This window comes from Mesorhizobium sp. M0923 (assembly GCF_040319365.1).
In the GTDB taxonomy this organism is placed as follows: Bacteria; Pseudomonadota; Alphaproteobacteria; order Rhizobiales; family Rhizobiaceae; genus Mesorhizobium.
In genome coordinates this window covers 382,477-396,109 of the sequence record NZ_JAMYNW010000003.1, presented here as the reverse complement: position 1 = coordinate 396,109, position 13,633 = coordinate 382,477, and the positions used below count along the sequence as shown (strand labels likewise).

The following is a 13,633-nucleotide window of genomic DNA, read 5'->3' as shown; positions in this document are numbered from 1 at the left end:
TCGCCCGTCACGAGCCGGCCTTGGGTTTTTCGACATGGCCGCCAAAGGCATAGCGCATGGCGGACAGAAGCTTGTCGGCGAATTCGGACTCGCCTTGCGAGGAGAACCTGTCGAACAGCGCCGACGACAGCACCGGCGCCGGCACGCCGGTGTCGATCGCCGCCTTCAGCGTCCAGCGGCCTTCGCCGGAATCCGAGACCCGCCCGCCGAACTGTGTCAGCGACGAATCGGCCTTCAGCACGCCGGCCGTCAGGTCGAGCAGCCACGAGCCGATGACGCTGCCGTGCCGCCAGACCTCTGCCACCTCAGCGATGTCGATGTCGAACTGGTAATATTGCGGGTTCTCGAGTGGACTGGTTTCGGCGTCGGCGGTGCGCTGCCGCTTGCCGGCGTTCGCCGACTTCAGGATGTTCATGCCCTCGGCATAGGCGGCCATGACGCCGTATTCGATGCCGTTATGGACCATCTTGACGAAATGGCCGGCGCCGCTCGGTCCGCAGTGGAGATAGCCGAAGGGAGCGGTTCCGGCGTCCTTGGCAGGGGCGGGCGAAGCGGCGTCGGCGCCCGGCGCCAGCGTTGCGAAAATCGGATCGAGATGCTGCACCGCGCTGTCGGGGCCGCCGATCATCAGGCAGTAGCCGCGCTCGAGGCCCCAGACGCCGCCGCTGGTGCCGACATCGACATAGCTCAAGCCTTTCAAGGCCAGGCGCGCGGCGTGGTCGACGGCCTCATGATAATAGGAATTGCCGCCGTCGATGATGATGTCGCCCGGCTCCATCAGGGCGGCCACCTGGTCGACGATCCGGCCGGTGATCGCCGCCGGCAGCATCAGCCAGGCGCTGCGCGGCTTGGTCAGCTTGCCGACGAACTCCTCCATCGAGGCGGCTCCGACCGCGCCGGCGGTCACAAGCGCCGCGACGCTCGCCGGGTTAATGTCGTAGACGACGCATTCGTGGCCATCGCGCAACAGGCGCCGAACCATGTTGGCGCCCATCCGGCCCAGTCCCATCATTCCTATCTGCATGGTCTCGTCCTGCCTTACTTGAGGGATCGATGATCTAGTGGCTGTGCGGTATCGCCGATGCCGACAGAAAAGTCAGCATTCTCCCAACGGCCGGCATCGGACCAGAAGAATGTGAAGACAATGCTATTGCCCGGAGCGGCGTCGGCAACCGGCAACTCTGCGAGATGGATACCGAAAAGGTTCGCGGCGGTCTCGGTGTCATGGACGGTTGCCCAATTGTCGCTGCTCCAATGAACCACCGCCCGGGCCAGAAGTTCGATGCGCAGCGCCTTGCCTGCCGGGACGGTACGGATCATGTGGTTGAAGCGCCATGCCCTGAGGCACGACACCGTCCTGCCCTCGATATAGCGCTTGACGCCTTGCGGCGGCATGTCGAACACGGCGCCGTCGCGCAGCGAACGCAGCAGCTTGATGTGCTCGGAATGCGCCCAGACCAGCGGCTTGGCGCTGCCGGAGGGGCCGCCATGCCGCAATTCGCGCTCCGGCATGTCGGGACCGTCCCAGACCTGCTCCGGCAGCAGGCCGCCCGGCCCGGCGGAGCCCTCAAACGTGGCGAGCAGGCGTGCCGCACTGTCCCTGCGCCCTGCCGCCAGCTCGTAATGGGCGCGCTCGCCGACCAGCAGCGGCCAGGGCCCGCCCCGGCCGGTTCCATCGAAGGGTGCGCCGTCGGCATGCTCGCCATAGCCGTCGCCATTGTAGCGGTACCAGAGCGGCCCCTGCGGCAGTTCGCAGCGTAATTGCGCGTCGATGACCTTGACCGTGTCGAGGATGCGCGGATCGTCGGCTGCCCTCAGGCCGAAGCGGACCAGCGCCAGCGCATCCGGGCTGACGATCGCTTCGGCTGGGCGGTCCGCATCACCGGGCGGGCGGTTCTTGATCGGCACAAAGCCGTCCTTCGGCGATGCGGCGCCGGCGGTGTCGGGCGGGGCGATGCGGACATAGTAGCCTTCGACGCCGGCTTCGTCGCATGCGGCGGTGCCGGCGACGTAGGTCCAGCGCTCGATCTGATCGTTCCAGATATCGGCGGTTTCGCGCAGATAGTTTGCCGGCTCTGTTTTGCCGGCGGCATCGAACATGTCCGCAGCCGCAAGCAGCGCGGCGATCTCGACGGCAAGCGTGAACGGGCTGTAGCCGGCGTCTTCCTCCCAGCGGTCCTCGCCGGTGACGGGGCCGTTGCGTACGACATAGGCGGCAGCGCGCTCGATCATCGGCATGAAGGAGGAGAGTACCGCAGGCGGCAAATGCCCGGCGCGGCGCAGCGCGTCGGCGAGCAGCAGCGGAAAGGCGCACTCGTCCATCTGGATGCCCGGCCAATAGACCGACCCGTCGAGCCAGGCGTTCTGCGGCCAATGGCCGTCCGGCTGCTGGATCGAGCGCAGATAGCCAAGGATGCGCAAGGCTTCCGCCGGGTCGCCGGCGGCGAGGAATCCGCCGGCGGTTTCGACCAGATCGCGCGGCCAGACCAGGTGATAGCCGCCGAGATCGTCGTCGCCCTTGTTGAAGCCCCACGGGATCGACAGGCTGGCCACGGCTGCTCCGGTCGACGAGCGGTGTGTCGCCAGCACCGCCGTGCTGAGGCGGTAGGGATTGAGGGCGGACACCGCATGCCGGTCCAGCGGCAGCAATCCGGCCTGCCATTGGCGCCATTTGTCGACGTAGGATCCGGCTGCGGGCCCAAAACCTTGGTTCAGGCTGGCGAAAGCAGTTTCCGCCGCCTGTTGCGGCGTCGTGCCGAAGCCCAGCGCCAGCAACATTTTTGGGTTCGCAGCCGAAAAGGCGATCTCACCGGTCAGCGCGACATTGCCGTCCTCGGCCCTGCGGCAGGCCGGATCGAGCCGGCCGCTTTGACGAAGCTGCTGCCAGCCGTCGGAGACGCCGACATAGCCGGCCGCGCACGCCTTCCACGGCCGCGACGAGGCGAGCGCCAGGCAGACGCCGCGTCCCGATGCAAACAGAACAGGCTGTCCTTCATGGTCGTCGATCCAGGCAGTGTTGCCCATGCCGGCATTGACGAGGTGCGGCGCCAGCAGCGCGTAGACGCGGTAGTCGCTGGCGGCACCCTTGAGCGACGTGAACATGATCTCCTGCAGCAAGACGGGACGTTCCGGATCGGTGAGGACGCGCTTCTCGATCCGGTAGCTTCCATCGGCTGCGGTGTTGACCAGCCGATAGGCAGGCACCCCGTCCTCGAGGGGTTCGATGCGATGTTCGGCGTCGCGCTTCTCTTCGGAGAAATAGCCGTCGGGTCCGGTGACGATCAGCCCCAGATCGCGGGTGCATGCGCTGTCGAGGCGGGAATAGTAGATCTCGTTGAGGATACCGTGGCTGATGGTGAACCAGATCGGGCAGGCCGGCGACAGCGCGGTGCCGACGCCGCTCTTGGCGCTCGACGTCCAGCGCGCCGGAATGCCGGGTGCACCCGGGGCAAGGTTCACTGCCATTTAATCGGTCTCCATCGCCATCCCTAGACCAGGAGTCGAACCGGTTTCAATGATTGCACCGCAAGTTGATCGTCGGCCATGGATTGATGTTGACAGCTTGCTGGCTATCTGCATTTGTCTGATAATAGATAAAAAACAGCATTGTGAGCGTATCAGCCATTAGCCACCAGCCAGCCATTAGCCACCAGTAAGACAGCAACTCACGGGAGGAGTATGACATGAAGAAAATATTCGTTTTGGGCGCCCTTGCAGCGATGCTTGCCGCAGGCACCGCGCTTGCCGATACCAGCGGCAAGAAGATCGCTTTCTCCAACAATTACGCCGGCAATTCGTGGCGGCAGGCGATGCTGGACAGCTACGGCATCGTCACCAAGAAGGCAGTCGCCGACAAGGTGGTCGGCGCCGCCGACGTCTTCACGACGGCCGACAAGGAAGTGCCGACGCAGGCAGCCCAGGTGCAGAACCTGATCCTGCAGGGCTATGACGCGATCGTCATCAACGCGGCATCTCCGGATGCCCTCAACGGCGCCATCAAGCAGGCCTGCGACGCCGGCATTGTCGTCGTCTCCTTCGATGGCATCGTCACCGAACCCTGCGCCTACCGCGTCGTCGTCGACTTCAAGGACATGGGCAAGCAGGAAGTCGAGCAGATGGCCAAGTTCCAGCCCAAGGGTGGCAATCTGCTGGAAATCCGTGGCCTTGCCGGCACTTCGATCGACGATGCCATCCATGCCGGCATCCTCGAAGGTGTCGCCGCCCATCCCGAGTTCAAGATCGTCGGCTCGGTGACCGGCGACTGGGACCAGACCACGGCACAGAAGGCCGTAGCGACGATCCTGCCGTCGCTGCCGGATGTGGTCGGTGTCGTCGACCAGGGCGGTGACGGCTACGGCGCGGCGCAGGCCTTTGCCGCCGCCGGCAAGCCGCGCCCGACCATCATCATGGGCAATCGCCAGGACGAGTTGCAATGGTGGAAAGAGCAGAAGGAAAAGGACGGTTACCAGACCTGGTCGGCTTCGATCGCGCCAGGCGTATCGACGCTTGCCTTCTGGGTGGCGCAGCAAGTGCTCGACGGCCGCACCGACGTGCCGCACGACCTGCTGGTTCCTTATCTCGCCTTCACACAGGACGATTTCGAGGCAGCGTTGCCGAAGATTCCGAAGGGCGGCGTCGCCAGCCACGAATACACGCAGGAAGACGCCGTCGCGGCGATCAAGGCCAACATCAAGTGAGCATGGCACTATTGTTGCCGCCACAGATAACCGGGTATCGTTGAGGGATGCCCGAGGCCAGTGCAGACATCATCAGGCCTGACGGCGCCGAAAAACATTTCGGTGCCGTCAGTATGGACATCATAAGACTGGGCGGCGCCGAAAAACATTTCGGTGCCGTCAGGGCGCTCGACGGTGTCGATTTCAGCGTTCGTGCCGGAGAATGCGTCGGTCTCGTCGGCCATAACGGCGCCGGAAAGTCGACGCTCATGCATATGGTGGCCGGCACGCTTACCCCCGACAGCGGGCAGATCGCGGTCCGCGGCGGCGTCGAGGCAAGTTATTCGGTGCCGCGCGCACAGCAGCTCGGCATACGTTGCGTTTTCCAGGAACTGTCGCTCTGCCCGAACCTCAGCGTCGCCGAGAATACGCGGATCAACCACGCCTCGCTTAATGGCTTCGGCTGGCGGCGCAAGGCCGCCCATCTGATTGCCGCCAAGCTCGACGAGATATTCCCCGGCCACAGCATCTCGGCATCCGACATCGTCGGCGATCTTTCCATCACCAGCCGGCAGATGGTGGAGGTGGCGCGCGCCTTCACGGTCACGCAGGAGCCGCTCGAACTGGTCATCCTCGACGAGCCGACATCCTCGCTCGATGCGCATACCGCCGGCCAGCTGCTGGCGTTCGTGCGCCGCTTCATCGCCGCCGGCAAGAGCTGCATCCTGATCTCGCATGTGCTGGGCGAAGTGCTCGGAAATGCCGATCGCATCGTGGTGATGCGCGACGGCAAGGTGGTCGCCGCCGGGCAGGCCGACGCCTTCGACCGCGACAGGCTGGTGACGGCGATGGGCGGAGCGGAGGCGCGCGAGAAGGCCGCCGCAGAGATTGCGAGCGGCAAGCCGGAGCCCGGTCCGCTGCGGGTCCGGGCGCGGCCGGCGCGACAGCAGGACGGCAATGAGCTCATCGCCCGTGCCGGTGAGATCATCGGCCTTGCCGGACTTGCCGGGCATGGCCAGACCGACCTGTTGCTGGCGATCTTTGCCGCGGCTTCCCGCGCCAAGACCGGCATCGAGGTCACCGCGCCGGTGGCGCTGGTTGCCGGCGACCGCCAGTCGGACGGGATTTTTCCGCAATGGTCGATCGCCGAGAACATCGGCATCCGTTCGCTGGCGCGATTGCGCAACGGCCTCTTGATCTCGCCGCAGCGCGAAGCCGAGCTCGCCCAGCTGTGGCAGCGGAAAATCGGCATCCGCACGCCCGACATGAACAACAACATCTTCTCGCTGTCCGGCGGCAACCAGCAGAAGGCCTTGTTCGCGCGGGCGCTCGGCTCCGACGCCAAGATCGTGCTGATGGACGATCCGATGCGCGGCGTCGATATCGGAACCAAGCTCGAAGTCTACGATCTCGTGCGCGAAGAAGCTCGCCATGGCCGCACATTCCTCTGGTACACCACCGAAACCGAAGAGCTCGACAATTGCGACCACATCTATGTGTTCAAGAACGGCCGGATCGTCGCCAACCTTCGTCGCGACGAACTGACGGAGGAAAAGATCATCCAGTCCTCGTTTGGCGACGCGGCCTGAGATGACGGCGGCATCCATCGAGAATGGGCTAAAATCGTCGGCTCGCGCCACGAGGCGGGCGCGCATGCTGCGCAGCCTGCTGCCGGCACTGTCGTTGGCGCTGGTGCTCATCGCTATCGCCTGGCTCAACCCGCGCGCCATCAGCTATTTCGGCTTCAGCCTGATGCTCAATCTGGCGATCCCGATCGCGCTGGCGACGATCGCGCAGATGTTCGTCATCGCCGGCAACGAGCTCGATTTGTCAATCGGCACCTTTGTCGGCTTCGTCGGCTGCGTCACGGCGACATGGCTGAAGGACGCGCCGTTGCTCGGCGTCGTCATCCTGCTCGGGTCGATCGGTGTCTACGCGCTGCTCGGCGCGCTGATCCATCTGCGCAACCTGCCCTCGATCGTGGTGACGCTCGGCATGAGTTTCGTCTGGCAGGGCCTGGCCATCCTGATCCTGCCAAAGCCCGGCGGCAAGGCGCCGGACTGGCTGCTGGCGCTGATGGCCTTCAAGCCACCCTTCATTCCGTTCCCGATCATCGCGGCATTGCTGATCGCGGCGGTCGTCCACTTTGGCCTGATGCGCACCTCCTATGGTGTCATCCTGCGTGGATCGGGCGGCAATTCAGCCGCACTCAAGCGCGCCGGCTGGTCGCTGCTCCGTACCAAAATCGCGCTGTTTGCGCTGACCGGCCTGTTCGGCGTTTTGTCCGGCATGGCGCTGATCGGCATCACCACCTCGGCCGACGCCAATATCGGCAATGGCTACACGTTGCTTTCGATCGCCGGCGTCATCCTCGGCGGCGGTGAGTTCGTCGGCGGCCGGGTGTCGCCGATCGGCGCCGTCATCGGCGCGTTGACGCTGGCGCTGGCCGCATCGCCACTGCTGACGTTCATGCACATTCCGCCCGACTGGCAGGTTGCCGCCAATGGCGCCATCCTGATCATCGTGCTGGCGGCCCGGGTGCTGATCAGCCGCAGGGAGAGGTGAGCATGGTCTCGCTGCGGACACTGCTCGCCAGACCCTGGATCTGGTCGTTCTTCGGGGCGCTGCTGGTGTGGCTGGCGACGATCGCCTTCACCGGCGGCTATGGCGGAGGCGGGATGATCACGGCGGCGCTGTCGCTTGCCGTCTTCACCGTCATCGTCGGCGTCGGCCAGATGTTCGTCATCACGCTCGGGCCGGGCAATGTCGACCTGTCGCTGCCGGCCAATATCGGCCTTGCCAGTGCTGTCGCCATGAAGGTCATGGACGGCAATGATGCGATGATCGCGGTCGGGCTGCTGGCCGCGCTTGCCTGCGGCATGGCGATCGGTGCCGTCAACTACCTTCTGATATGGGCGCTGCGCATTCCGCCGATCATCGCGACGCTGTCGGCCAGCTTCGTCATCCAGTCGGTCGACATCAGCTATGGGCGCGGCTTGCAGATCAAGCCGCCGCCGGGCTTTGCCGATTTCACCAACTGGCAGGTGTTCGGCATCCCGGTGCTGGCGATCCTGACCGTGCTGTTCACCATCGGCGCCGGCATCGTTTTGCAGCGCATGATCTACGGACGCTCGGTGCTGGCGATCGGCCAGAACATCCGCGCCGCCTGGCTGGCAGGCGTCAATGTCGGCCGCACCCGCTTCCTCACCTACACGCTGTCGGGCGCGCTCGGCGGCCTCGACGGTGCACTGCTCGCCGGTTATTTCCGCGGCGCCAATGTCGATATCGGCAATGAGTATCTGCTGGCGTCGATCGCGGTCGTCGTCATCGGTGGCACGTCGGTAGCCGGCGGCAAGGCCAATGTGCCGGGGGTCTGGGGCGCGGCGCTGTTCCTCGTGCTGCTGTTGACCATGCTCAACACGTTCGGCGTAAGCGTCGGCGTGCGCCTGGTGCTGACCGGGCTGATCATCGTCGGCGTCATCACCGCGGCCGGCGGGCAGAAGGCGCTGCGCTAAGGCAAGGCCACCCGGCGGCGAGAGGATATCGATCCGGCCCGCAAACATGTGGTTCCCATCCGCATGCCAGCGCTGTAAATCCCGTCGGGCTCCTGGCCAACATCATTGTATGAGGTTTGCGTGCCCGATTTCGTCAGCACTACAAGGCACGGCAACGTCGCGCTGGTGACCATCGACAATCCGCCGGTCAACGCGCTGAGCTTCCATGTGCGCGAGCCGTTGATGCGGGCGCTCGTTTCCCTGCGGGACGAGCCGTCGGTGGGAGCAATCGTGATAGCCTGCGCCGGGCGGACCTTCGTCGCCGGCGCCGACATCACCGAATTCGGCAGACCGGCGCAGCAGCCGGAATTGCGCGCCATTGTCGCCGTGCTGGAAACCATCGCCAAGCCGACGGTCGCCGCCATTCACGGCACTGCGCTCGGCGGCGGCCTGGAACTGGCGCTCGGCTGCCATTTCCGTGTTGCCGACCGAGCGGCAAGGCTCGGCCTGCCGGAAGTCAAGCTCGGCCTGCTGCCGGGCGGCGGCGGCACGGTTCGCCTGCCGCGCTTGGTTGGTCCGCTGAAGGCACTCAGCATGATCGTTTCGGGAACGCCGATCAATGCGGCCGAGGCGCGCGCCGCCGGTCTGGTGGATGCCGTCTTCGATGGCGACCTGACCGCGCAAGCGGTGAGTTTCGCCAGCGAAACGGCCGCGAAAGGCGGTCCGTTCACGCCGGTGCGCGACCGCAACGATCGCCTCGACCAGGCCGACTTGCCGGCCTTCGACAAGGAGGCGGCAACGCTTGCGGGCAAAGCGCGCGGTCTCGAGGCGCCGATAGCCTGTGCGCAGTCGGTCCGCAACGCCCTCACGCTGCCCTTCGACGAAGCGCTGGCGGCCGAACGCGACCTGTTCGTCAAGCTTGTCGCCGGCGACCAATCACGCGCGCAGCGGCATTTGTTCTTCGCTGAACGTGAGGCGGCAAAGCTTGCCGGCAAGGATGTCGTCAGGCGCAAGATCGCCCGGGTCGGCGTCATCGGCGCCGGCACGATGGGCGGCGGCATCGCCATGGCGTTCGCCAATGGCGGTCTTCCCGTGACCTTGCTGGAAACAACGCAGGAAGCATTGCAACGCGGGCTGGCGACGATCGACAAGAACTATGCCGTTTCCGTCACCCGCGGGTCGCTGAGCGAAGACGCCAAGCGCCAGCGGCTGGCTTTGTTCAGGGGCAGCACCGACTATGCAGACCTCGCCGATTGCGACCTGATCGTCGAGGCTGTGTTCGAGGAAATGGCGGTCAAGAAGGAGGTATTCGGCAGGCTCGATGCGGTGGCCAAACCGGGCGCGATCCTTGCCACCAACACCTCTTATCTCGACGTCAACGAGATCGCCGCTTCGACGTCGCGGCCGCAAGATCTCCTTGGCATGCATTTCTTTTCGCCGGCTAACGTCATGAAGCTTCTGGAAATCGTCCGCGCCGACAAGACCTCGCCGGACGTGCTGACGACCATCGTCGATCTGGCGCGGCGGATCGGCAAGGTGCCGGTCGTCGTCGGCGTCTGCCACGGCTTCGTCGGCAACCGCATGCTGGCGGCGCGGGGTGCGGAACTGGAGGCGCTTCTGCTCGAGGGTGCAATGCCGCGCCAGGTCGACCAGGTGTTCACCGATTTCGGCTGGCCGATGGGGCCGTTCCAGATGAGCGATCTCGCCGGCCTCGACATAGGCTGGCGCAACCGCAAGGCGCGTGGCCAGACGGCTGACATCGCCGACACGTTGTGCGAACAGGGCCATTTCGGCCAGAAGACCGGCAGCGGCTTCTATCGCTATGAGAACGGTTCGCGCACGCCGCTGCCCGATCCGGAGGTCGAAGCGCTCATCCACAACAAGGCTGCTGAACGCGGCATTGCACCGCGGGCAATCGGCGCCGAGGAGATCATCGAGCGCACGCTCTATCCGATGATCAACGAGGGCGCCAAAATCCTCGAGGAACAGATTGCCGCCCGCGCGTCCGATATCGACGTCGTCTGGGTCAACGGCTATGGCTTCCCGGTCGGCAAGGGCGGGCCGATGTTCTGGGCAAGCCGCGAAGGCGTGGACAAGATCATCCGGCGGTTGGATCACTGGCACCAGCAGACCGGCGAGGACGTCTTCCGGGCGGCACCTCTGCTCAGGCAAATGGCCGAAACCGGTTCCTGGGACGGCGCTGCCGGCTGAACTTGGGACTACCGAATCCGTGCATCCATGATCTCGACAAAACGCGCGAATAGGCCCGCCTGCGATTTGATCTTGAGCTTGCGGTAGATGTTACGGCGATGGACTTTTACGGTTCCCGGCACGATGCGCATCGCCCTGGCGATTGATTCCGTGGAATGGCCCTGAAGCACCAGGTCGACGACATGCTGTTCGCGCGGCGTGAGCGAAAGGCTCTTCCAGATGTGAGCACGTTCGAACTCGCTGACTGGAGCAATCGTTTCGTCCTGCTTCGTCTCTGCCGGTTTGTCGGCCGGAAGATCATGCCAGCGCAGCCTGATGAGATTGATCACCGCAGGCGCCATGTCGCGCAGCAACCTCGCATCGGCGGTTCCGAAAGGTCCCGAAGCGCGCAATCGCATCAGCGAGAGCACCAGTGCGTCCTTTCCCGGCAGCGGCACAAAAAAGCCGACCTCCTCCGCAAGTCTGGTCTGGCTGTAATAGGAGCGGTAATATTCGCTGGCATAGAAGCGATCCGGCGCCAATTCGCGCATGCGCCAAAAGCCTTCCTTGCGCTCGACCGCAGCATGGTGGAACGGATCGAGCAGATAAGGCCCTTCCTGATAGAGCGCGACGAAGACGTGGCTGTCGGCCGGCGAGAATGTCTCGAACAGCAGCGGCGGGCGTAAGGCGCCGCGATAGCCGAAGATCACGCAATGATCGAAGCTGACATGCTGCCGGAGCCAGGCCACCATTGCCTTGCCGAAAAGCTCGCCGCTGGTCTCCCGCGTCGCTGCGATGAGCGCAGCGAGCCGGCTGTATTCATCGCTGCGCGAAACGCCCAATTCATACCCCTCCAGACGAGAAAATAGACAAAATATACCACCTGGGAGGTATATACTAGCCGCCATTGGCTCTGATAGCGTTTCGAGATCAACTAGCCGCTGGAGCCCGCAGCTTTGACCGCAGTGCCCGACATCGAGTTTCGCGGGGTCACCAAACGCTACGGCAGCGTGATCGCGGTCAGCGGCATCGATCTTGCCATCCCGCCGTCTGCCTTTGTCGCCTTGCTCGGGCCGTCCGGCTGCGGCAAGACAACCTGTTTGCGCATGATCGGCGGCTTCGAACAGCCAAGCGAAGGCGCGGTATTCATCCGTGGCCACGACATGGCCGGCACGCCGCCCTATCGGCGGCCGGTCAACATGGTGTTCCAGCAATATGCGTTGTTTCCGCATCTGGATGTCGAGGACAACATCGCCTATGGCCTGCGCCAGGCGCGGCCGCGCCTGTCGTCGCGCGAGATCAGCCTGAAAGCAGGCGAGGCGCTCGCCATGGTGCGGCTTGCCGGCTATGGACGCCGCAAGATCCATGAGCTTTCCGGCGGCCAGCAGCAGCGTGTCGCCCTGGCGCGGGCGCTGGTCAACAAACCGGCGGTGCTGCTGCTCGACGAGCCCCTGGCGGCGCTCGACAAGAAGCTGCGCACCGACATGCAGATAGAGCTGCAGAACCTGCAGCGCGAGATCGGCATCACCTTCGTCCTGGTCACCCACGATCAGGAAGAAGCACTGTCGATGAGCGATTTCGTCTGCGTCATGAATGGCGGGCGTATCGTCCAGCTTGGGCAGCCGAGCGAAATCTACGACGAACCCGCCGACCTCTTTGTCGCCGATTTCGTCGGCAAGACCAATCTGTTGAGCGGCAAGGTCGTCGGGCTCTCGGGCAAGCTCGTCGAGGTGGCGCTTGCCGATGGCACTGTCATTGCCGCGCGCAAGCGGACTTCGATGGCTCAGGGTGAAGCCGTTTCGGTCAGCCTGCGCCCTGAATCGCTAAGCCTCGGCGCGCCCGGAAGCGGCCGGCTGAACGGGCTTGTCCGCAACCGGATCTTTCTCGGTTCGACCGCGGAATATGCAATCGAGGTCCAGGGCATCGGGACGCTGCTCGCAAAGGCCGATCATCTGATTGGCGGTGGAAATCTCTTCAAGCCGGGTGAACCCGTTGCCATCGGCTTTGCAGCCGGAACGCCGCTGGCGTTTCCGGAGAATAACGGGACCAACCAGAGGGAAAACAAAAATGTCGAAATCATATCGTGACGGACTGCCGATAAGCCCTGAAAAGTTCGTCGATCAATTGATGCGCCTCAAGCGGGGTTCCATCGGCCGCCGCGAGTTCCTTGGCCTTACCGGCCTGGGCATCGCAACGGCGGTGATGGCCCGCGAGCTCGGCATCATGCCGACGCCGGCTTTCGCCCAGGAAGGTCTTGGCGACCGCATGTCGATTGCCACCTGGCCCAATTATCACGACCCGGCGACGTTCGAGAATTTCCAGGCCGAGACCGGCGTTGCCGTCGAGGTCAATGTGTTCGGCTCAAACGAGGAGATGCTGGCCAAGCTGCAGGCCGGCGCCTCGGGCTGGAGCCTTTTCGTTCCAACCAACTACACGATCTCGACTTACAAGAAGCTCGGCATCATCGAAGCGCTCGATATGGCCAAGCTTGCCAATTATGACGGCTCGCAAGAAGACCCGCGCTTCACTGGGGAAGGCACCATCGACGGCGTGACCTACGCTGTGCCGAAGAATTGGGGCACCACCGGCTTTGCCGTCAACACCAAGAAACTGGCCAAGCCGATGACGAGCTGGAAGGAATTCTGGGACACGGCGATGGCGGAGGGCGACGGCCGGACCATGGTTCATGATTACCAGCTGACCACGATCGGCAACGCGCTGAAATATTTCGGCTTCTCGTTCAACTCGCTGAAGCCGGACGAACTCGCCAAGGCGGAGGAATTGCTGCTGAAGGTCAAGCCGCATCTGTTCGCGGTCTCCAGCGACTACCAGCCGTCGATGCGTGCCGGCGACGCCTGGATGACGATGTGCTGGACCAATGACGGGGCGCAGCTCCACCGCGACATCCCCGAAATCGCCTACGTGCTTGGCAAGGAAGGCGGCGAGATCTGGACCGACTTCTACGCAATCCCCAAGGATGCGCCCAACAAGCCTGCGGGTTATGCCTTGCTCAACTATTTGATGAACCCGAAAGTCGCGGTCAGGGAGCACCTGGCCAACGGTGCGCCTTCCACCGATGCGCGGGTCAATGCGCTGCTGCCCAAGGAGGTGCTGGAAAATCCGATCCTCTATCCGGCGGCGGATCTGCTCAAGCCACTCGAATTCGGTGCAGCCGCGACCTTGACCGACCCGGGCCGGGCCGAATTGATGGCACGCTTCAAGTCGGCTTGAACCGGGCGGACCAAAGGTCCGATGCAGGCAACTCCCCCGGCG

10 protein-coding genes are annotated in these 13,633 nt (G+C 64.3%); 7 read left to right on the top strand and 3 right to left on the bottom strand.

The features are described 5' to 3' along the window. Nucleotides 1-7 precede the first annotated feature (7 nt). Together gnd and NKH89_RS07965 are read right to left on the bottom strand one after the other, a co-directional pair. Nucleotides 8-1,024: a phosphogluconate dehydrogenase (NAD(+)-dependent, decarboxylating) gene (gene gnd / locus NKH89_RS07970; RefSeq protein WP_023721366.1), complete on the bottom strand. Its 1,017-nt coding sequence runs from the start codon at nucleotides 1,022-1,024 to the stop codon at nucleotides 8-10. Nucleotides 1,025-1,038: 14 nt separating this feature from the next. Next, complete coding sequence (locus NKH89_RS07965) at nucleotides 1,039-3,465, bottom strand: glucan 1,4-alpha-glucosidase (RefSeq protein WP_352908566.1); 2,427 nt, start codon at nucleotides 3,463-3,465, stop codon at nucleotides 1,039-1,041. Nucleotides 3,466-3,683: 218 nt separating this feature from the next. On the opposite strand from NKH89_RS07965, the gene NKH89_RS07960 reads away from it, so the two are divergent. The 5 genes from NKH89_RS07960 to NKH89_RS07940 all read left to right on the top strand — a co-directional run bounded on the left by NKH89_RS07960 (nucleotide 3,684) and on the right by NKH89_RS07940 (nucleotide 10,381). Continuing rightward, nucleotides 3,684-4,697 carry an ABC transporter substrate-binding protein gene (locus NKH89_RS07960; RefSeq protein ID WP_023721363.1) on the top strand — a complete coding sequence of 338 codons (1,014 nt, stop codon included), beginning with the start codon at nucleotides 3,684-3,686 and terminating at the stop codon, nucleotides 4,695-4,697. A 47-nt stretch (nucleotides 4,698-4,744) separates the two neighbouring features. Next, nucleotides 4,745-6,265, top strand: a complete 1,521-nt coding sequence (locus NKH89_RS07955; protein WP_352641263.1) for a sugar ABC transporter ATP-binding protein — start codon at nucleotides 4,745-4,747, stop codon at nucleotides 6,263-6,265. 1 nt (nucleotide 6,266) lies between these two features. Then, nucleotides 6,267-7,241: an ABC transporter permease gene (locus tag NKH89_RS07950; protein WP_023721361.1), complete on the top strand. Its 975-nt coding sequence runs from the start codon at nucleotides 6,267-6,269 to the stop codon at nucleotides 7,239-7,241. A 2-nt stretch (nucleotides 7,242-7,243) separates the two neighbouring features. Further along, nucleotides 7,244-8,191, top strand: coding sequence for an ABC transporter permease (locus tag NKH89_RS07945; RefSeq protein WP_023721360.1), 948 nt, complete (start codon nucleotides 7,244-7,246; stop codon nucleotides 8,189-8,191). Between the two features lie 120 nt (nucleotides 8,192-8,311). Continuing rightward, the gene (locus NKH89_RS07940; RefSeq protein ID WP_023721359.1) at nucleotides 8,312-10,381 is read left to right on the top strand and encodes a 3-hydroxyacyl-CoA dehydrogenase NAD-binding domain-containing protein; all 2,070 of its coding nucleotides are present in this window, start codon (nucleotides 8,312-8,314) and stop codon (nucleotides 10,379-10,381) included. Nucleotides 10,382-10,389: 8 nt separating this feature from the next. Here the strand turns inward: NKH89_RS07940 and NKH89_RS07935 are convergent, their stop codons facing one another. Then, nucleotides 10,390-11,202, bottom strand: coding sequence for a response regulator transcription factor (locus NKH89_RS07935; protein WP_352481005.1), 813 nt, complete (start codon nucleotides 11,200-11,202; stop codon nucleotides 10,390-10,392). Between the two features lie 114 nt (nucleotides 11,203-11,316). Between NKH89_RS07935 and NKH89_RS07930 the strand changes: the two genes are divergently transcribed. Both NKH89_RS07930 and NKH89_RS07925 read left to right on the top strand, forming a co-directional pair. Further along, the gene (locus tag NKH89_RS07930; protein ID WP_023721357.1) at nucleotides 11,317-12,447 is read left to right on the top strand and encodes an ABC transporter ATP-binding protein; all 1,131 of its coding nucleotides are present in this window, start codon (nucleotides 11,317-11,319) and stop codon (nucleotides 12,445-12,447) included. After that, entirely contained in the window at nucleotides 12,428-13,591 is a 1,164-nt protein-coding gene (locus NKH89_RS07925; RefSeq protein ID WP_023721356.1) for an ABC transporter substrate-binding protein, read from the top strand. The genes NKH89_RS07930 and NKH89_RS07925 overlap by 20 nt, the downstream gene beginning before the upstream one ends. The last annotated feature ends 42 nt before the right edge of the window (nucleotides 13,592-13,633 follow it).

Bases quoted from the DNA above. Each gene is read 5' to 3' on its own strand.
- NKH89_RS07955 (WP_352641263.1), top strand. From the start codon at position 4,745: ATGCCCGAGGCCAGTGCAGACATCATCAGGCCTGACGGCGCCGAAAAA.
- gnd (WP_023721366.1), bottom strand. From the start codon at position 1,024: ATGCAGATAGGAATGATGGGACTGGGCCGGATGGGCGCCAACATGGTT.
- NKH89_RS07965 (WP_352908566.1), bottom strand. From the start codon at position 3,465: ATGGCAGTGAACCTTGCCCCGGGTGCACCCGGCATTCCGGCGCGCTGG.
- NKH89_RS07945 (WP_023721360.1), top strand. From the start codon at position 7,244: ATGGTCTCGCTGCGGACACTGCTCGCCAGACCCTGGATCTGGTCGTTC.
- NKH89_RS07925 (WP_023721356.1), top strand. From the start codon at position 12,428: ATGTCGAAATCATATCGTGACGGACTGCCGATAAGCCCTGAAAAGTTC.
- NKH89_RS07950 (WP_023721361.1), top strand. From the start codon at position 6,267: ATGACGGCGGCATCCATCGAGAATGGGCTAAAATCGTCGGCTCGCGCC.
- NKH89_RS07960 (WP_023721363.1), top strand. From the start codon at position 3,684: ATGAAGAAAATATTCGTTTTGGGCGCCCTTGCAGCGATGCTTGCCGCA.